The following is a 19,249-nucleotide window of genomic DNA, read 5'->3' on the forward strand; positions in this document are numbered from 1 at the left end:
AAAACACCGGCGCGTTGTCAGGACTGAAACCAGCCTTCCGCGTCGCCGGTAAAGGACTGGTAGATCCCGAGAGCCGTCAGCACCGCCGAGCAGATATCGATCATGCTCGCAAGCGACCAGCCGTCATGGCGCAGGACGCTCGTGAGCGTGAGGATCGACAGGCCGAGCGAGACCATCAGCACCAGGCGCGCCCAGTTGCGCCGCTGATGGGCTGCGACCCACACCAGATGGCAAAACAACAGAATCAGGCCCGCGCTGAAGATCGCGGAGGCCGCCACGTTAATCTGTGGCACGTCTTCGGGGATCGGACGCAAGGGAAACGAAAGCGTATCCAGCAGCAGCGAGGCATAAAGACAAATTTCAAAACGCCGCACATTCTCCGGTACGACAGGCTCAAAGCCTTTCATTCCTTCGGAAACTCCAGTCCCATCTCCCGGTAACGCTCGGGATCGTCGCCCCAATTGTCGCGTACCTTCACGAACAGGAACAGGTGCACTTTCTGTCCGAGAATGTCGGCGATCTCCTTGCGGGCATCCGCACCGATCGCCTTGATGGTGGCACCGCTCTTACCGAGCACGATTTTTCGTTGGCTGTCGCGCTCGACGAAGATGGTCTGCTCGATACGAACGGATCTGTCCTTCAGTTCTTTCCAACTGTCGGTTTCCACCGTCGATTGGTACGGTAGTTCCTGGTGCAGATTCCGGTAGATTTTTTCGCGGGTGATTTCCGCGGCGAGATGACGCAGCGGCGCATCCGACATCTGGTCTTCGGGGTAATGATAAGGCCCCTCCGGCATCGCCTCCGCCAGCGCGCGGCGCAGGTCGTCAACACCGTCGCCGGAAATCGCCGCGATCATGAACGTCTGCTTGAACGCGATCCGCTCGTTGGCTTTCTGCGCCAGCGCGAGCAGCTTCTCGCGCGCGACAAGATCGATCTTGTTGATGACGAGAAACTTCGGATGCTTGACGGCTTCGAGCTTAGCGAAGATCGCGTCGGCCTCCTCGTCAAGCCCGGCGCGCGCATCGAGCAGCACGCAGACCATGTCGGCATCGTGCGCCCCGCTCCACGCGGTCGAGACCATGGCTCGGTCGAGACGCCGCTTCGGCGTGAAGATCCCGGGCGTGTCGACCAGCACGATCTGCGCGTTGTCTTCGATGACGATACCGCGGATCAGCGCGCGCGTGGTCTGCACCTTGCGCGAGACGATGGTGACCTTCGAGCCGACCAGCGCGTTGACGAGCGTTGACTTGCCGACGTTGGGCGCACCGATCAATGCAACGAAGCCGCATCGGGTCGGCGAATTCTGTTCCGACACTTCAGGCATCCTTGCCGCCAGACACGCCTTCACGGCTCAACAAAGCCGATGCCGCCGCCTTCTCCGCCGCGCGCTTGCTTGAGCCGATGCCCTCCGCCGAGGCGAGCCCCGGCAGATCGACCGCGACACGGAAACGCGGATCGTGATGCGGCCCGGTGCGCTCCACCTCGCGATAGACCGGCGTCGGCAATCCCTTGCCCTGCGCCCATTCCTGCAGCACGGTTTTCGGATCGCGCAGCGGCCGCACTGGACGGCGCATGCGCTCGGTCCAGTTGCGAAGAACGAACTGTTCGGCAGCGCCATAGCCGCCATCAAGGAAGATCGCGCCGATCACCGCTTCGCAGATATCGCCGACGATGCTGTTGCGAAGCCGCGCGCCGACGCCCGCGCCGACCGTACCGAGTTTGATGTTCTCATGCAGCCCGAGCGACTTGGCGACATCGACGCAGGCTTCCTTGCGCACCAGATCGGCGAGGCGCTTGGACATCTCGCCCTCGTCCGCCTTCGGGAAGGCGCCATACAGCATGTCCGAGACGATCAGGCCGAGCACATGGTCGCCGAGGAATTCCAGCCGCTGATAGCTGTCGGTGCGGCTCTGCGAGGACTTCAGCGCCGACACATGTGTGAGCGCTGTTTTCAGTAGCGCCGGATTCTTGAAAGTATGACCGATGCGCTGTTCAATCTCGCGCACCAGTTCCTTCGCACTCGGCCGGCGCGGCTTCTTTGGCTTGCCTTCTGCCGCAGGCGTGTCTGCCGCTGCCTTGCGTTCGGACGCTTTCGCCGCCGCAGGCTTCGCGTCGGGAGAATCGCCCTCCTGCACCGGCGCTGCACTCAAGACGTCGCCGATCATCTGATAACCGAGAACAGGCGGCTCCAGCGCACGCTGACCGGCCAGCGCCAGAACTGCCACGCCTGCTCGCCCCTATCGACGGAGAAGAAAATAATCTGGGCACGGCCGATCAGGTTTTCTTCCGGCACATAGCCCACGCCCGACGCCACGCGGCTGTCGCTCGAATTGTCGCGGTTGTCGCCCATCATGAAGTAATGGCCTTCCGGCACGACATAGACGGCGGTGTTGTCATAATAGCCGTTATCGACGCAATCGAGAGTCTTGTAGGTGACGCCATTCGGCAGCGTTTCCTGCCACTGCTTGACGCGTGCGGTCGCGTCTCCCGAGCCGCACGGATCCTCGCCGACAAAATCGGCGACGCGCTCACGCTTCACCGGCACGTCGTTGATGTAGAGCAGCCCCTCTTTCATCTGGATATGATCGCCCGGCAGGCCGATCACGCGCTTGATGTAATCGATGTTGTCCTCGCGCGGAAAGCGGAACACGACGACATCGCCGCGCGCGGGCGCGGAACCAAAGACGCGGCCAGAAAACAGCGGCGGCGAAAACGGCAGCGAATAGTGGCTGTAGCCGTAGGAGTATTTCGAGACGAACAGATAGTCGCCGACCAGCAGCGTCGACTCCATCGAGCCCGATGGAATGTTGAACGGCTGGAACAGGAACGTGCGGATGATCGCCGCGATGATCAGCGCATGAACGACGACGCGGATTGCTTCGCCAATCCCGCCTTCGGATTTGGTGCCGGATGTCGTGCTCATGTCGTCTGAATTCCTTGAAACGGCGGGCGCGGCATGGACCGAAGCACCTGCGCGAGTTTTAAACGCTTGCCGCATCTGGCGCAATCAACGGCGGCGCGACAATCCACCAAACGATTGATATTTCTTTGGAAATTAAGGCAGCGGGATGGTCGGCCGGCGCGCCAGCCCGGCTTTTCCGGCTCAAACCTTGGCTCAGAACTTGGTCAAGGCTTGGGGACCGCGGAAATGATGACAAAGGCCTGCGCCAGGGGCCAGTCATCGGTAATCGTCAGGTCAATCCGGGCCTCATGACCCGGGGGGAGGAGCGACTGAAGCTGCGTCAGCGCCCCACCCGTCAGTTGCATGGTGGGCCGCCCGCCGGGGAGATTGACCACCCCCATGTCCCGCCACCACACCCCTTCCCGGATACCGGTGCCCAGAGCCTTGGCACAGGCCTCCTTGGCCGCGAAGCGCTTGGCATAGGTCGCGACAAACGCACGCGGGGCCTTCGCCCGGCGCGCCGCCTTGGCCTGCTCGGCCTCGGTGAAAATGCGGTCGATGAACCGCGCGCCATGGCGCTCCATCACCTGTTCGACCCGGCGGATATCGATGGTGTCGGAGCCGATTCCGAGAATCATGCCTGCCCCGCTTTCGCCCGGCCACGCGCCATCGCCGCGCGCATGGTACCGATGGCCTGCGCCAGCCCGACGAACAGCGCCTCGCCCATAAGGAAATGACCGATGTTCAGCTCCATGATCTGCGGCAGCGCCGCGATCGTCTCGGCGGTCGCATAATCGAGGCCGTGGCCCGCATGGACTTCGAGGCCGAGCGAATGCGCAAGCTTGGCGCCCTCGACAACGCGCAGCCACTCGGCGTCCGACCTGCTGTTTCGCTCCGCCAGCGCGTCGCACCAGGTTCCGGTGTGAATTTCGATCACCGGCGCCTTCAGCTGCGCGGCCATTTCGATCTGCGCGGGGTCCGGCGAAATGAACAGCGAGGCGCGGATGCCCGCCTCGTTGAACTTTGCGATGGCCGGCGCAAGCGTCGCCTGCTGCCCCACGACATCGAGCCCGCCTTCGGTGGTCAGCTCCATCCGCCGCTCCGGCACGAGGCACACCGCGTGCGGTTTGGTCGCAAGCGCGATGCCGACCATCTCGTCGGTCACCGCCATCTCGAAATTCAGAGGCTTTGAAATCTCGCGCTTCAGCCGCGCCATGTCGGTGTCGCGGATGTGACGGCGGTCCTCGCGCAGATGCGCGGTGATGCCGTCCGCTCCCGCTTCGATCGCCAGCAAGGCGGCACGGACAGGATCGGGCAGCAATCCGCCGCGCGCATTGCGCAGCGTGGCGACGTGATCGACGTTGACCCCAAGGCGGATGGGCAAGGAAGGCATTGATGGATTTCCAGGAGGCTAGCCGTTGACCCGTTCGACGCTCGCGACCACGGCTTTCGCGCGCAACTGGTTGATGATCCCGTTCAGGTGCTTGAGGTCGTAGACCTCGAGATCGATGATGAGATCGGTGAAATCGGGCGAGCGGCGGCTCATGCCGATGTTGTCGATATTGCCGTCATGCTCGGCAATCACGCCCGCGACCTGTGCGAGGCTACCCGGCTCGTTGACGTTCTGCACATGCAGCCGTGCCGGAAAGCGCCGCGGCGCGGCTTCGTCGATGTCCCAACGCACATCGACCCAGCGCTCCGGTTCTTCCTCGAAATCCTTCAAGGCAGGCGCCTGGATCGGATAAATGGTGATGCCCTCGCCCGGCGTGACGATGCCGACGATGCGATCCCCCGGCACGGCACCGCCATTCGGCGCGAACTTGATCGGCAGATCGGAATTGATGCCGTGGATCGGAATCGCCGTGCTGCTCGTGGCAGAATCCGGCGTCTTGCCCTTCGCCGCTGCGCCCTTGATGCCGCTGAGACGCGCCTCTTCCTTGTAATCGGGATACATCGCGCGGGCGACATCGGCGGCCTTCATTTCGCCTCGCCCAACCGCCGCCATCACGTCATCAATCGAGGTGCGTGCGAGCCGCGGCAGCGCGCCCTTGAGCTTGTCGTCGGCGTAGACGATCTTTGCGCGCATGAACAGGCGCTCGACGATGCGTCGCCCCAATCCCGCATACTGATCGCGCACCGCTGCGCGGGTGGCGCGGCGGATCGCAGCCTTCGCCTTGCCGGTGACGGCCAGCGCCTCCCATGCCGAGGGCGGCGCCAGTTGCGCGCGCGAGGTCAACACCACGACCTCGTCGCCATTGTGCAACTCCGAGGACAGCGGCGAGAACTGGCCATTGATCTTGCAGCCCACCGCACTGTTGCCGACGTCGGTATGCACCGCATAGGCAAAGTCGATCACATTGGCGTGGCGTGGCAGCGCGATCAGCTTTCCCTTCGGCGTGAAGCAGAACACCTGATCGTGGAACAGCTCCATCTTGGTGTGTTCGAGGAATTCCTCCGGATTGGCGCTTTCCGCCAGCATCTCGATGGTGTGGCGCAGCCAGGCGAAGGCATTGGATTCCCGCTTCAGCATCTCGGTCGGAGAATCGACGCCCTCCTTGTAGAAGGAGTGCGCAGCGATGCCATACTCGTTAATGCGATCCATCTCCTCGGTGCGGATCTGCAACTCGACGCGCTGATTGCCGGGGCCGATCACCGTGGTGTGGATCGAGCGATAGTCGTTCTGCTTCGGCGTCGAGATGTAATCCTTGAAGCGTCCCGGCACGACCGGCCATGTGGTGTGCACCACGCCGAGCGCCCGGTAGCACTCCTCCGGCGTCTCCAGAATCACGCGAAAACCGAAGATGTCGGACAATTGCTCGAAATTGACCGACTTGCGCTCCATCTTCACCCAGATCGAGAACGGCTGCTTGCGCCGCCCCTTCACCACCGCCTTGAGGCCGTGCGATTCCAGACTCGCGGACAATTGCGTCTCGATCTCGCCGATCAGGTTGCGGTTGAGTTCGGTCAGAGCATCGAGCCGCTGCGTGACCACCGCGCGCGCCTCCGGATCGAGTACCTTGAAAGACAGATCCTCCAGCTCCTCACGCATTTCCTGCATACCCATGCGGCCAGCAAGCGGCGCATAGATGTCGAGCGTCTCCTCGGCGATGCGCTGGCGCGAGGCCGGCGGCATGAATTCCATCGTGCGCATGTTGTGCAGGCGATCGGCGAGCTTGACCAGCAGTACGCGCACGTCGTTCGAGATCGCGAGCAAGAGCTTGCGCAGGTTTTCCGCCTGCTTGGCCTCGCGCGAGACGAGTTCGAGCCGCTTCAGTTTGGTGAGGCCTTCGACCAGCGCGCCGATTTCGGTGCCGAACAACTGGTCGATTTCGGCGCGCGTGGACTCGGTGTCTTCGATGGTGTCGTGCAGCAGCGCGGCGACAATGGTGGCGTCGTCGAGCTTGAGGTCGGTCAGGATCGCGGCGACCTCAAGCGGATGAGAGAAATACGGATCGCCCGAAGCGCGCTTCTGCTCGCCATGGGCCTTCATGGCATAGACATAGGCGCGGTTGAGCAGATCCTCGTCGGTGTGCGGATTGTAGGACCGGACCCGATCCACCAGATCGTACTGCCGCATCATCTTCGGCCGCGCGCGCGCCGGACGCTTGAGCGCAGCCGCGGCCTCCGCCGTGGTGACGCTTGCCTGCATCTGACCTGCGCTGCGGCGTCCAGCCGGCATTTCGAAACCGTCCTTCCGGATTCGGGGCTTATCCCCTGGATGAGAATATCGCCGTCCCCGGTTCCAATCGCAAGAAAGGTTATCGTGAAATGTTGAACAGGATCAAAAGCAAAAGGCCGAAAAACAAAAGGCCCGAGTTTCCCCGGGCCCTGTGATCTACCTATCGTGTCCGGCGCTCGTCCGGCTTATTCGTCTTCCTCAGGCTGCTCTTCCGGCGGCGCGAGGCCTTCCAGACCCTTGAGCAACTCTTCTTCGGTCATGCGCTCGACGGCGACCTCGGTGTCGTCGGCATCGACGCTCGCGCCGGCCGAGCCGATCAGCGGGATCGTGTCCGGCTCCGGTTCGTCCACCTCGACGAACTTCTGCAGCGAGTGCACGAGTTCTTCCCTGAGGTCTTCCGGGGCAATGGTCTGGTCCGCGATTTCACGCAGCGACACCACCGGATTCTTGTCGTTGTCGCGATCGACCGTGATCGGCGAACCCGACGAGATCATGCGCGCGCGATGCGCGGCAAGCAGCACGAGATCAAACCGGTTATCGACCTTGTCGATGCAATCCTCGACGGTAACGCGCGCCATAAAGCCGCTCCGTAAAACAGGTTGAAAAGTTTGTTGCGGTGCCGAAGTAAATACAAGGAATACGCGAGGATCGCAACCGCCAATTTTGCCCGGATTTGCAGGCTTTTTGCGGGGGGAACCACACCGCATTGACGTTCTGTTCAGCTTATCGGAATGCTTTATCTACCCAGGGTAGTTATCGGCCGGTTTTACGCTGGTGGCCAAGGTTTTGCTTCATTGCCTCACCACTATATCGTTATGAAGCACCTGCGCGAGATCAACGCGCCAATAACCTCATAACAAACGGACGAGAAATCTTTTGATGACATCGCCTTCTCATAAAATTGCGCTTTTCATAGATGGAGCCAATCTCTACGCCACCGCCAAAACTCTCGGCTTTGATATCGACTACAAACGCCTTCTGCTTGAATTTCAGAACCGGGGCACGCTGGTTCGCGCCTTCTACTACACCGCCATTATCGAGGATCAGGAATACTCCTCGATTCGTCCGTTGATCGACTGGCTGGACTACAACGGCTACACCGTCGTCACCAAGGCGACGAAGGAATTCATCGACGCCAGCGGCCGCCGCAAGGTGAAGGGCAATATGGACATCGAGCTCGCCGTCGATGCCATGGAGCTGGCCGAGCACATCGACCATATGGTGCTGTTCTCCGGCGACGGCGATTTCCGCTCGCTGGTCGAAGCAGTGCAGCGGCGTGGCGTGCGCGTCACCGTGGTCTCCACCATCTCCAGCCAGCCGCCGATGATCGCGGACGAGTTGCGCCGCCAGGCGGATGTCTTTACTGATCTGGTCCAGCTCCAATCCAAGCTCGGCCGCGATCCGGGCGAGCGCACCACACCGCGCGAGCCCCGGGAGCGCCAGCATACGCCGCAATTCCTGCAGCGGAGCACGAGTACGATTGCACCGCGGGCCAATGAAGAAGAGTACGACGACTAAATCCAAATCAGGCTCGAGGCCCAAAGCGGCCTCGGGCCCCTCTTCTTCCGAGACATCCCACCCCGACCGCGACTGTCCCCTCTGCCTTCGTCTGGCGTCCTTCCGCGAGGACAACCGCGCTGCGCACCCCGACTGGTTCAACGCGCCCGTGCCGCAGTTCGGCGGGGTCGATGCGGCGCTGCTAATCGTCGGCCTTGCGCCCGGTTTGCAGGGCGCCAACCGCACCGGGCGGCCCTTCACCGGCGACTATGCCGGCGATCTCCTGTACCAGACCCTGCTCGATTACGGCTTCGCCTCCGGGCATTACGAGGCACGCCCGAATGACGGCCTGAAACTGGTGAACTGCCGGATCGGCAACGCGGTGCATTGCGTGCCACCGCAGAACAAGCCGACGCCCGCCGAGATCAACACCTGCCGCCAATTTCTTGTTGGCACGATTGCCGAGATGCCGCGCCTGCGCGCCATCGTCTCGCTCGGGCGCATCTCGCACGATTCGACATTAAAGGCGCTGGGCCTGCCCTTGCGCGCCGCGCCTTTCAAGCACGGCGGCGAATTCCAGCACGACAGGATTCGCATCTTCAGCAGCTATCACTGCTCGCGCTACAACACCAACACCGGCGTGCTGACGCCGAAGATGTTTCACGCGGTGTTCGCTAGCGTGCGGGATTATCTGAAAGATTAGACCGGGTTGGCCTTCAGCCACGCCAAGACATCGGCGGCGCTACGGTCCGGAGGAAACACTGGATAGAAAACGTGGGTGATGACACCCGCATCCGCGACCAGCGCGAGGCGCTTCAACAGCGTCTGCCCCGCGACCTCCATCGTCGGCAGCTTCAAAGCCTTGGTCAGTTCGAGTTTGGCATCCGACAGTACCGGAAACGGAATGTGCAGCCGCGTCACCATTTCGCGCTGATAATCCGTGCTCTGGGTGGACAGGCCGAACACACGGGCGGCACCGGCGGCTTTCAGCTCGCCGGCGAGATCGCGGAATGAACAGGTCTGTGGCGTGCAGCCGCGCGCCCCGGGGATCATGTCCCAATCCTCGGTCAGGCCGATCTTGCCGGGCTCACCGGTGCGCGGATAGGCAAAGACGACGATCCGGCCGGGCTCTCGTGACAGTACAACGCTCTCGTCGTTCGTATCCGTCAGCGCCACATCGGGAAAACGCTGGCCGGTGAGGTGCGCTGCCGCGCCGTCATCCTCGGGGGCTGGAATCTTCGACCAATCGGGAGCTTCCAAACTCGGCTGATTCATTTTGACTATCCTCTCGCCCGCAGCAACCGGCTCTTTTCGCGTGACCAGTCCCGCTTCTTTTCCGTTTCACGCTTGTCGTGCAACTTCTTGCCCTTGGCGAGCGCCAGCTCGAGCTTCAGCCTGCCCTGCTCGTTGAAGTACATCTTCAGCGGAATGAGCGTCATCCCCTCGCGCTCGATCGCGCCGATCAGTTTGTTGATCTGGCGCTTGTGCAGCAATAATTTGCGCGGCCGGCGCGGCTCGTGATTGAAGCGGTTGGCCTGCAAATATTCGGGGATGTTGGCGTTGACGAGCCAAATCTCGCCGCCCTTCGAGTCAGCATAGGACTCCGCGATGGTGCTCTTGCCGTTGCGCGCGGACTTCACCTCGGTGCCGGTGAGCATCACACCGGCCTCGATAGTGTCCTCGATGGAATAGTTGAATCGCGCCTTGCGGTTTTCCGCAACGACCTTGATCGGGCGCTCCTTTTTCTCAGCCATCGCAGCGATTTCTGGTCACAGGCGTCACTTCGCCTTCAAGAGGTCGCGGATTTCGGTGAGCAGTTCCTGATCCTTGGTCGGCGCCGGCGGCTCCGCAGGCTTCGCCTCCTCGCGCTTGAACTTGTTGATGAAGCGAATCACCACGAACAGCACGAAAGCGACGATCAAGAAGTTCAGCGTCACGGTCAGGAAGCTGCCCCAGGCCAGCACCGCGCCCTGCTTCTTGGCGTCCACCAGATTGGTCGCGGTCACGGCTTTCGACATGCCGGTGAAGTAGTTCGAGAAGTCGAGGCCGCCCGTGATCGCACCGATCACCGGCATGATGATATCGCCGACCAGAGAGGAGACGATAGCGCCAAACGCAGCACCGATGATGACGCCGACCGCCAGGTCGACGACATTGCCCTTCATGGCGAAGTCGCGGAATTCCTTGAGCATCGAAAACCTCTCCTTATCCAAACAAGGTGGCCAACATTGCTTAATTCAGCACCCCGGCGTGAACCATCGCATCGCGAATGGCTCTGCCAACGAGTGGCGTCACCGGCATCAGCGGCGGACGAACCTCCTCCTCCAGCCGGCCCAGCAGCTTGAGGCCGTGCTTCGCTCCGGCAACGCCCGGCTCCTTGAAGATGGCATCGTGCAACGGCACCAGCCTGTCCTGAATTTTCAGGGCACCCGCGTAGTCCCCCTTGAAAACGGCCGCCATGAGATCGGCGCACGGCTTCGGCGCGATGTTGGCGGTGACCGAAATGCAACCATGCCCGCCCGCCGCCATGTAAGCGAGTGCGGTCATGTCCTCGCCCGACATCTGGATAAAGTCTGGCCCCATGGCGTGCCGCTGCTGCGAGACGCGCGCGAGATTGGCGGTGGCATCCTTCACGCCCGCGATGTTCTTCAACTCGAACAGCCGCGTCATCGTCTCGACCGACATATCCACGACCGAGCGCGGCGGGATATTGTAGATGATGATCGGAATCCCGACCGCATCGTTCACCGCCTTGAAGTGGTGATACATCCCATCCTGCGTGGGCTTGTTGTAATACGGCGTCACTACCAGCACGGCGTCGGCGCCGGCCTTCTCGGCGTGCTTTGCGAGAGCGACCGCTTCCGTGGTCGAGTTCGAGCCCGCACCGGCGATCACCGGCACGCGGCCGCTCGCCTCCTTCACGCACCATTCGACGACCTTGTTGTGTTCGTCATGCGTAAGGGTCGGGCTTTCGCCCGTGGTACCGACGGGAACCATACCGTTCGAGCCTTCGGCGATCTGCCAGCTCACGAGGTTGCGAAATGCGCCCTCGTCCAGGCTGCCGTTTTTGAAAGGGGTGACCAAGGCTGTAAAGGAACCCCGAAACTTGCCATTGGCCGCCATCATCTTTCTCCAAACAATTCCTATGCGAGCTCACCGAGCCCGAAACACTGCGAATATCGCGGGCAAGCCTGATTAAATACCGGCTCCCGCGCTGCGATGAAAGAGCGCGGCGACGATTCCGGCTTTCTTTATCGGCGATTGTGGCCCTGCCAGCCCCGAATTTGCCGCCCTTTCGCGGTATCTAGTGTGGTGGTTCGGGACACTGGGCCGTTCCGATCAAATTCCTGTTTGGCGTCTGAATCCAATAGATTAGACCTGTCGCTGACGGCGACGATGTGATTCGCAGCGAAGGACGGCCGTGGCTTCTGCTCTCTTGAAAATCACAGCCTTTGCGAGTGGTGCGCTGGTCCTCGCGGCACTTGCGCCTGCCGCCCTTCTTGCAGTCCCCTTGCCGAAGCCGCGCCCCGTGCCGCGCAGCGTGATTCCCAAGACTGCCAAATCGCTGTCGCAGCTTCCGGCCGCGCCGAAGCTCTCCGGAACGCAACCCACACCGCTGGCGGCAAAGCCACCGGTGCAAGCAGCACCGCCCCCGCAGGCGCTGACACCCAAAAAATCCCGTGCGCCTCTCGCGGTCGCCGCCACCTCGACGACATCGAAGGCCGATCTGCAGACGCTCGAACAGATCATCGAGCTCGTCCGCGCCAAGCGCCAGTCGGATGCCACACAACTGCAAGGCTCGATCAGCGATCCGCTGGCGCGCAAGCTTTCGGAATGGATCATCCTGCGCAGCGAGGATAACGGCGCATCCTCCGACCGCTACCTCGCCTTCATCACGGAAAATCCGAGCTGGCCGAGCCAGACCTTTTTCCGCAAGCGCGGGGAAGCAGCTCTTTGGGAGGATCGGCGCGACGACAACACCATCCTGTCGTTCTTCGGCAATGACCAGCCGATCACGGCCAAGGGCCGCTTCGCCCTGGCGCGGGCGCTGCTCGATCGCGGCGACCGCGCACGCTCCGAACGGCTGGTGCGCGAGGCATGGCATGAGGATTCGTTCTCCTCCGCCGTCGAAGAGGCAGCCCTTTCGCAATTCTCGGCCTTCCTTAGCGGCGGCGATTTCAAGCGGCGAATGGACACGCTGGCCTATAGCAGCGACTCCGACGGAGCGCTGCGCGCAGCCAAGCACCTCGGCGGTGGTTATGTCGCGCTGGTCAAGGCGCGGATCGGCCTCAATCGCAAGGCATCTAATTCAAAGGCCCTGCTCGCGGCCGTGCCTGCGAACCTGCACAGCGACCCGCTCTATATCCTGAGCCGGATCCAGTACCTGCGGCGCGAAGACAAGATCATGGACGCCGCGCGGCTGATGCTGGACGCACCGCGCGAGCCGTCCCGCATCATCAACACCAACGAATGGTGGATCGAACGGCGGCTCTTGGCGCGCAAGCTCATCGACATCGGCGAGAAGCGCACCGCCTATCGTGTCGCGCGCGACGCGGCGGTGCCCGAGCGCGGCATCTACAAGACGGAGCGAGAATTCACCGCAGGCTGGATCGCATTGCGCTTCCTCAACGATCCCGCCACCGCCGCCCAGCATTTCGCCCGCATCGGGATCAACACCACGAACCCGACCGCAAAGGCGCGGGCCGGATACTGGCAGGGCCGCGCCGCGGAAGCCGCAGGCCGGCATCAGGAAGCCCACGCCGCCTATCAGGCCGCAGCCATCCATTCGACAAGCTATTATGGCCAGCTGGCGCGGGCGAAACTGCACTTGCCGCAACTGGGCCTGAGCGGCAAGCCTGTCACGCCACGGGGCGCGGAACGGCTGGAGATCGTGCGCGCGGTCGAGATTCTCTACGCGCTGGATGAGGAAGACTACATCATCCCGATCATGGCCGACATGGGCGACAATGCCGACCGCGACGCGCTGGCAGCACTTTGCGAGGTAGCAGAGCGCAACAACGATCCGCGCGGCATGCTGGTGGCCGGAAAGGCGGCGCTCAATCGCGGCCTGCCGTTCGACCACTACGCCTATCCGGTCAACGGCATCCCCTCCTATCGCAACATGGGACCGGCGGTGGAGAAGGCCATCGTGTTCGCTATCGCGCGGCAGGAAAGCGCCTTCAATCCTTCGATCGTGTCACCCGCCAACGCCTACGGCCTGATGCAGGTGACACCGGACGCCGCCAAATACGTTACCAAGAAATATGGCGGCACCTATGACCTCGCCCGCCTGAAAGGCGATCCCTCCTACAACGCCACGCTCGGTTCGGCTGAACTCGGCGGATTGATCGAGGATTATCGCGGTTCCTACATCATGACGTTCGCGGGCTACAATGCCGGGCGCGGCAGCGTGCGGAAATGGATCGAGCGCTACGGCGATCCGCGCGACTCGACCGTGGACGCGGTGGACTGGGTCGAACTGATCCCGTTCTCGGAGACGCGCAATTACGTCCAGCGCGTGATGGAAAACCTGCAGGTCTATCGCGCCCGCTTCGGCGGCAGCCACCAATTGATGATCGAAGCCGACCTGCGCCGCGGCGCGATGCAGTAAAAGCATCGTCTTTCTGGCATGATGTACTGCCCCTCCACTCGGGAGAGGTGAAAGAAAGTACACCTGCAATGTCTGCCTTCCACGACATCTTCGCTACGTCCGCCGACGGATTACGGCTGCGCGCGCGCGCCACCGGCCCTGCCGATGCCGCTGCTCTGCCCGTTCTTGGCCTGCCTGGCCTGACGCGAACGGCGGAGGATTTCGATATCGTCGCGCAGGCGCTGGTGAGCAATCCGCAAAATCCACGGCGCGTGGTCGCGATCGATTATCGTGGCCGTGGCAGGTCCGATTTCGATCCGAACCCGGCCAACTACACCGTGCCGATCGAGGCAACTGACGTGCTGACGCTGGCAGCAGCGGCGGGAATCTCCCGTGCGATCTGGCTCGGAACATCGCGCGGCGGGCTGATCTCGATGGTGACCGCGGCCACGCGCCCGGAGCTTGTCGCAGGCATCATCCTCAATGACATCGGTCCCGAACTGGACATCAAAGGGCTAATGAAGATCAAGGGCTATCTGGCCCCGCCGGTCACGCCGCAGACGTGGAGCGAGGCAGTCCGCGGACTGCAACGGCTGTTCGGTAGCGTCTTCCCCGCCCTTACTGAAGAGGATTGGCAGGCTTGGGCGCACCGTGCATTCCGGCAGGATGGAGATGGCCGCCTGACGCGTACTTACGATCCCGCGCTGGCGCGGACGTTCGATGCCATTTCGCTTGAAACGCCGCCGTCACCGCTATGGGAATTGTTCGACCAGATGGCGCAAGTGCCGCTCTTGTCGATCCGCGGCGAGCTCTCGGATCTGTTGTCGCGCGAGTCCGTCGCTGAAATGAAGCGGCGGCGACCCAGCATGGAAACGTGTGATGTGCCCCTGCAAGGCCACGCCCCGCTGCTCGCGGATGCGCCGACGGTGGAGCGGATCAAGGCGTTCTGTCGAAGATGCGACAACGCGGGCAGATTCTAAGCGACATATTCGGTGTCGCCCCCGCCTGCGCTGGGGCAACTCATGAAGGCCACGAGCAAGCGATCTTGCTTTACACATAACCCTCATATCAAAAACAAAACCCCGGCAGTTGCCTGCCGGGGTTCGTTCGATGGCTTCACCCGAAAGTGAGACGATCAGAAGTTGCGCTGAACGCGGAAGATACCCGAGTACCGATCCGTATCGCCGTAAGTGACGGGACGACCCTGGAGGGCAGTCGCACCAACCATATTCTGGTCGATGTGGGTCCAAGTCGCTTCGGCGATGAGAGCGAGGTTCTTTACCGGCTTCCAGGTCGTGTTCAGACCGAGCTGGCTGACGTTGAAGTCAGGGTTGCAGGTCGGAGTCGCGCCACAAATGGTCGCCGTAGCAGTGCCATTGTAGTCAACATGCGACCACGAACCGAACACGCTGGACGACCAGTGGGCGTTCCAGTTGTGGTTGAAGGCGCCGTTGAAGCCGTAGGCCTTGGTCAGCTCAATCGAGCTGCCGAGAGCAGTGGCGAACACGCCATCGGCAAGCGGAACGCTTGCAAAGCTGGCGCCATCAAGCACCGCGAAGCTGCGCGGAGTCGCACCGGAATTGCCGAGCACATAGCGCAGCGCACCCTCGGTGTAGGTACCGCTGATCTTGATGTCGTCGCCGGGGCCGGTCGGCAGGTTCTTGATCTGCAACGCACCGGTCACAGCGAAGCCCCACTTGTCGCCCGGATGGCCGTTCGTAACGGTGGCGGGGGTGTAATAAACACCGGTGACTTCGTGAGCAGCTGCCGAGAACTGCAGCAGACCCCAAGCCTGGTCGAGTCGGATGTTGCCGACGACGTCCGGAGCGGTCGGAGCAGCATAGCTGTTAGTATAAGCCGCACCCGTAGCAAAATTGTAGGTTCCAGCCAGAACGCCAATGCGGTTGGCCTGCTCCTGCTGGTCAACACCGACGCTGGCCGATACGCCGTTGCCGAACTGCCAAGTGTACTGGATGTTGTTAACGCCCGCGTCGTAGTTCGGGCCGCCCATGAGGATCGAGTTGAGGTTGCCCGGAGCGCCATTCCACGGGAGGGCGTAAGCCGAAGCCGAACGACCGAAGGTGAAGCCAGCGAACTGAACGAACGCAGCCTCGACGCGCATGCCGCCGTTGCCCTGAGTGTCGGTGGCGTCCACAGCGGAACCCGTGGTGAACTGCGGGCCGAACGCACCGAAAGTACGGACAACGCCGTATTCGGTCGCGGTGCGGGTGTCGACGTTCATCATGATGCGGGCACGGGACTGATACTGGCCAGCGCTGCGGAGGCGGAGGCCACCATCACCGTTCATGTAGACAGCATCCGACGGGGCCCCGCCAAAGGTGACTTCCGCACGCAGATAGCCGCCGATGCGGATGCAGGTGTCGGTGCCGGGGATGTAGTAGAAACCAGCGCCGTACAGGGAACAAACCTTCACGTACTCGACCGCTTTGGCCTTGACGGGAAGATCAGCCGCCTGTGCGCCACCGATCGCAACGATTGCCGCTGCCGATCCGAGGACAAGGCTCTTAATCTTGCTCATAAAACCTCCAATATGATTGTGTAGGGAAGGTTCCGGCCCGCCGGTGTTAAGTCACACCTGTGGTTTGGTCCCCTTGATCCCCGTGACCGCCTGGTCGCCTCGCGCTTTCGGACACTCCCGCACAAACGCGAGCGACTTAAGCGAAACTTCCAAACGGGACGACCTCGGGATGCCCCCCTCCGTCGCACAGGCAGAATTACCCAACGCCTACACGCACGCAACAAAGACCCGCCGCATCCGGGCCGCCTTTGGATCGTTTCCAAAGAACTGTTGCACAAAAAACACTCACTGTTTTGTGAGATAAACACGTAAGTATTTGAAATATAGATTGTATTCGTAATATCGACGATCCTGGGGTGCTGCGTTGCATTTTTGCATCATCTCGCTCTGCCTACAGCTGCGGCGGTGGAAATCACGAATCAAACAACGCGATTCCATGGCGTCATTCTTGTCACGAATCCGCTGTCCGGCCCTGTTTCAGGATGCGCCGTGGGCCTCATCATTATCTTCGCCGTGCATGATTATAATGTGAGAACGGTCCGCTGCTGATCGTCACCTGCCGATCCCGACTTGCAGGTCACGGCATCGTCAGGCATATCGGGCGCGTGGAGACGTGGCCGAGCGGCTGAAGGCACTCGTTTGCTAAATGAGCATACCTTGAAAAGGGTATCATGGGTTCGAATCCCATCGTCTCCGCCACTTCATTAATCTAAAGGCGATACCCGTCGTATTTCCAAAACGGGACATTCATTACGTGCCGCGTCCCGATCTCAATGACATTTTCAACCGCGCTCTGTTGGCCCACCGTGCCGGTCAACTCGATATCGCCGCCTCGCTTTACCGCGAAGTTCTCACGCACGATAAAAAACAGTTCGCACCTCAGCATCTGCTCGGCGTGATCGAAGGCCAGCGTGGGAATCTCGCGGAAGGCATTCGCCAGATCACCAAGGCTCTCCGGCTCGATCCAAAATCACCGGAAGCTTATCTCAATCTGGGACGGATGCAGGGAGAGGCTGGCGATCTCAGCAATGCGGAAAAGAGCCTTCGCAAATCCATCTCATTGAATCCGAGCAATGCGCTCGCCTATGGTAATCTGGCCGCCGTTTACCGACGCATGAAGCGTTACGAGGAAGCCAAAACCGCAGCCGACCAAGCCCTCCGGATCGATCCGAACGAATGGATGGCCCTTATCAATCGCGGCAATGCGCTTCTCGCCCTTAATCTGCTTGACGACGCCAAAGCAGACTATGAGCGCGCCGCCACTTTGCACCCTTCGGCACCGGAAGCCTGGATCGGCCTTGGCGACATCGCCTGCAAAAATCGCGACATCAAAGCCGCTCTTGCGCACACCCAAAAGGCCCTGACGCTGGCACCAAAATCCGCAGAAGCCTGCCTTCTGCAAGCCCGCCTTCTTGAAATGCGATTCCTCCACGAGGAAGCACTAATCGCAATCAAGCAAGCGTTAGCTGCCGCGCCCGACCTCGTTGAGGCCGACATCCTGCGCAGCAGAATTCTATTCACGGCCAAACGATACTCGGAGACCATTCCAATCCTGGAAAGAATTATCCGGTCAAATCCCGAGACAGTCGGCATCAAAGGGCAGCTTTTCGTCTCCAAGATGATGACCTGCAACTGGGATCGCTATGAAAAGGACCGGCTCGCATGTGTGCGCGCGATCGAAGAGAATCCGGCCCACATCACGCCCTATGATTCCGTGATCGTCACACAGGCCCCTGCTCAACATTTGGCTTGCGCTGTCGCACACACAAAAAGGGGCTTTCCGAAGATCGAGACTGTTTGGCGGGGTCCTCTCTACGCGCATGAGAAAATCCGCATCGGCTACGTGTCTCCCGATTTCAGGGAACATGCGGTCGGCCACGTCATTGCCGACCTGTTCGGGCACCACGACAAGAGACACTTCGAACTTTATGGATTTTCCACCGCCGCTGATGAATCAGCGCTACGCGCCCGGATCAAATCCACCTTCCATCATTTCATCGACATCGGCTCGATGACCCATGAACAGGCTGCGCAATGCATCCGCGACCACGAAATCGACATCCTGATTGATCTGGCAGGACACACGGTCCACACGGGCTTGGACGCCATGGCGTTCAAACCCTCCCCTATTCAGGTCACATGGCTCGGTTTTCCCGGCACCACCGGCGCGCCGTTCATGGATTACATCCTTGCTGATCCGACAGTCATTCCGGCGGAACACGCACCCTTCTATTCGGAGAAGATCGTTCGGCTTCCCGACACTTATCAACCCAACGACGGCGCGCTGAAAGTTGCCGACAGCCCATCACGCGAGGATGTCGGCCTGCCCGCGAGCGGCCTTGTGTTCTGCTGCTTCAACAACACCTTCAAGATCACGCCCGAAGTGTTCGACATCTGGATGCGCTTGCTCGGCCAGGTCGAGGGTAGCGTCCTTTGGCTGTTCGAAGGCAACGCCACCGCAAAGGCAAACCTCATCAAGGAAGCTGTCGCGCGCGGAATTTCCCCCGAGCGTCTCGTTTTCGCTCCGCTTGCAGATTATGCGACCTATCTCGCGCGCACGCAGCTCGCCGACCTGTTCCTCGACAACAACTATTGGAACGGTCATTCCACCGCGAGCGATGCATTACGCTGCGGTGTGCCGGTCATCACCTGCCAGGGCACCAGCTTCGCCAGCCGCGTGGCCTCCTCCCTGCTCCGCGCCATCGAGATGCCGGAGCTCATCACCACATCGCTGGAAGATTACGAGGCGCTGGCGCTCAAGCTGGCGTGCGACCCCGCTTTGCTCGCCGCCACCAAGGACAAGCTCGCGAGGAACCGCCTCACGGCGCCACTGTTCGACACCGCACGCTTCACCCGGCATCTGGAAGCCGCCTATGTGACCATGTACGAACGCGCGCAGCGGGGCGAGCCGCCCGCCTCCTTCGCAGTCGAGGCTCTGCCGTCCAAGATTTGATCGAGGAAAGCCTTTACGCGCCGATCCTCGAGGCGTGGGGCTTTACCCTGGGAGCATTACGCGCAGTAATTTGAAATGACTATCAATTC

The 19,249-nt window shown here is 61.4% G+C and carries 18 protein-coding genes and 1 tRNA gene; 6 read left to right on the plus strand and 13 right to left on the minus strand.

The window, feature by feature from the left end; all coding sequences use genetic code 11:
- Positions 1–17 precede the first annotated feature (17 nt).
- The 8 genes from AFIDRAFT_RS17035 to rpoZ all read right to left on the minus strand — a co-directional run bounded on the left by AFIDRAFT_RS17035 (position 18) and on the right by rpoZ (position 7,159).
- Positions 18–407, minus strand: coding sequence for a hypothetical protein (locus AFIDRAFT_RS17035; RefSeq protein WP_009340882.1), 390 nt, complete (start codon positions 405–407; stop codon positions 18–20).
- Complete coding sequence (gene era / locus AFIDRAFT_RS17040) at positions 404–1,324, minus strand: GTPase Era (RefSeq protein ID WP_009340883.1); 921 nt, start codon at positions 1,322–1,324, stop codon at positions 404–406. Before era ends, AFIDRAFT_RS17035 begins: the two co-directional genes overlap by 4 nt.
- Positions 1,317–2,165 carry a ribonuclease III gene (rnc, locus tag AFIDRAFT_RS17045; RefSeq protein ID WP_009340884.1) on the minus strand — a complete coding sequence of 283 codons (849 nt, stop codon included), beginning with the start codon at positions 2,163–2,165 and terminating at the stop codon, positions 1,317–1,319. Before rnc ends, era begins: the two co-directional genes overlap by 8 nt.
- The gene (gene lepB, locus AFIDRAFT_RS17050) at positions 2,162–2,923 is read right to left on the minus strand and encodes a signal peptidase I (protein WP_009340886.1); all 762 of its coding nucleotides are present in this window, start codon (positions 2,921–2,923) and stop codon (positions 2,162–2,164) included. Before lepB ends, rnc begins: the two co-directional genes overlap by 4 nt.
- Before the next feature lie 203 nt (positions 2,924–3,126).
- Positions 3,127–3,540: a holo-ACP synthase gene (gene acpS, locus AFIDRAFT_RS17055; RefSeq protein WP_009340887.1), complete on the minus strand. Its 414-nt coding sequence runs from the start codon at positions 3,538–3,540 to the stop codon at positions 3,127–3,129.
- On the minus strand, positions 3,537–4,295 hold the full coding sequence (locus AFIDRAFT_RS17060; protein ID WP_009340888.1) for a pyridoxine 5'-phosphate synthase: 759 nt from the start codon (positions 4,293–4,295) through the stop codon (positions 3,537–3,539). The genes acpS and AFIDRAFT_RS17060 overlap by 4 nt, the downstream gene beginning before the upstream one ends.
- 18 nt (positions 4,296–4,313) lie before the next feature.
- Complete coding sequence (locus tag AFIDRAFT_RS17065) at positions 4,314–6,581, minus strand: RelA/SpoT family protein (RefSeq protein WP_009340890.1); 2,268 nt, start codon at positions 6,579–6,581, stop codon at positions 4,314–4,316.
- Positions 6,582–6,766: 185 nt separating this feature from the next.
- Complete coding sequence (gene rpoZ, locus AFIDRAFT_RS17070) at positions 6,767–7,159, minus strand: DNA-directed RNA polymerase subunit omega (RefSeq protein WP_009340892.1); 393 nt, start codon at positions 7,157–7,159, stop codon at positions 6,767–6,769.
- A 301-nt stretch (positions 7,160–7,460) separates the two neighbouring features.
- On the opposite strand from rpoZ, the gene AFIDRAFT_RS17075 reads away from it, so the two are divergent.
- Positions 7,461–8,099: a LabA-like NYN domain-containing protein gene (locus AFIDRAFT_RS17075; RefSeq protein WP_009340895.1), complete on the plus strand. Its 639-nt coding sequence runs from the start codon at positions 7,461–7,463 to the stop codon at positions 8,097–8,099.
- A complete protein-coding gene (locus AFIDRAFT_RS17080; RefSeq protein WP_009340897.1) occupies positions 8,077–8,781 on the plus strand; it encodes a uracil-DNA glycosylase in 705 nt (234 codons plus the stop codon). The genes AFIDRAFT_RS17075 and AFIDRAFT_RS17080 overlap by 23 nt, the downstream gene beginning before the upstream one ends.
- Here the strand turns inward: AFIDRAFT_RS17080 and AFIDRAFT_RS17085 are convergent.
- Genes AFIDRAFT_RS17085 through dapA form a run of 4 tightly spaced genes read right to left on the minus strand, consistent with a single transcriptional unit; the run spans position 8,778 to position 11,201 of the window.
- On the minus strand, positions 8,778–9,353 hold the full coding sequence (locus tag AFIDRAFT_RS17085; protein WP_009340898.1) for a peroxiredoxin: 576 nt from the start codon (positions 9,351–9,353) through the stop codon (positions 8,778–8,780). The genes AFIDRAFT_RS17080 and AFIDRAFT_RS17085 overlap by 4 nt on opposite strands.
- Positions 9,354–9,358: 5 nt before the next feature.
- Positions 9,359–9,832, minus strand: a complete 474-nt coding sequence (gene smpB / locus AFIDRAFT_RS17090; RefSeq protein WP_009340899.1) for an SsrA-binding protein SmpB — start codon at positions 9,830–9,832, stop codon at positions 9,359–9,361.
- A 24-nt stretch (positions 9,833–9,856) separates the two neighbouring features.
- Positions 9,857–10,270, minus strand: a complete 414-nt coding sequence (gene mscL / locus AFIDRAFT_RS17095) for a large conductance mechanosensitive channel protein MscL (protein WP_009340900.1) — start codon at positions 10,268–10,270, stop codon at positions 9,857–9,859.
- A 40-nt stretch (positions 10,271–10,310) separates the two neighbouring features.
- Entirely contained in the window at positions 10,311–11,201 is an 891-nt protein-coding gene (dapA, locus tag AFIDRAFT_RS17100; RefSeq protein ID WP_009340901.1) for a 4-hydroxy-tetrahydrodipicolinate synthase, read from the minus strand.
- A 298-nt stretch (positions 11,202–11,499) separates the two neighbouring features.
- Here dapA and AFIDRAFT_RS17105 point away from each other — a divergent pair, with 298 nt between their 5' ends.
- Positions 11,500–13,689, plus strand: a complete 2,190-nt coding sequence (locus tag AFIDRAFT_RS17105; RefSeq protein ID WP_009340902.1) for a lytic transglycosylase domain-containing protein — start codon at positions 11,500–11,502, stop codon at positions 13,687–13,689.
- Positions 13,690–13,757: 68 nt separating this feature from the next.
- A complete protein-coding gene (locus tag AFIDRAFT_RS17110; protein ID WP_009340903.1) occupies positions 13,758–14,648 on the plus strand; it encodes an alpha/beta fold hydrolase in 891 nt (296 codons plus the stop codon).
- Between the two features lie 155 nt (positions 14,649–14,803).
- On the opposite strand, the gene AFIDRAFT_RS17115 is transcribed toward AFIDRAFT_RS17110, so the two are convergent.
- Complete coding sequence (locus AFIDRAFT_RS17115) at positions 14,804–16,207, minus strand: porin (RefSeq protein ID WP_009340904.1); 1,404 nt, start codon at positions 16,205–16,207, stop codon at positions 14,804–14,806.
- 607 nt (positions 16,208–16,814) lie between these two features.
- On the opposite strand from AFIDRAFT_RS17115, the gene AFIDRAFT_RS17120 reads away from it, so the two are divergent.
- Positions 16,815–16,906 (plus strand) — tRNA-Ser (locus AFIDRAFT_RS17120).
- A 55-nt stretch (positions 16,907–16,961) separates the two neighbouring features.
- Positions 16,962–19,160, plus strand: coding sequence for a tetratricopeptide repeat protein (locus AFIDRAFT_RS17125; protein WP_009340905.1), 2,199 nt, complete (start codon positions 16,962–16,964; stop codon positions 19,158–19,160).
- The last annotated feature ends 89 nt before the right edge of the window (positions 19,161–19,249 follow it).

The organism is Afipia sp. 1NLS2 (genome assembly GCF_000178995.1).
In the GTDB taxonomy this organism is placed as follows: domain Bacteria; phylum Pseudomonadota; class Alphaproteobacteria; order Rhizobiales; family Xanthobacteraceae; genus Afipia.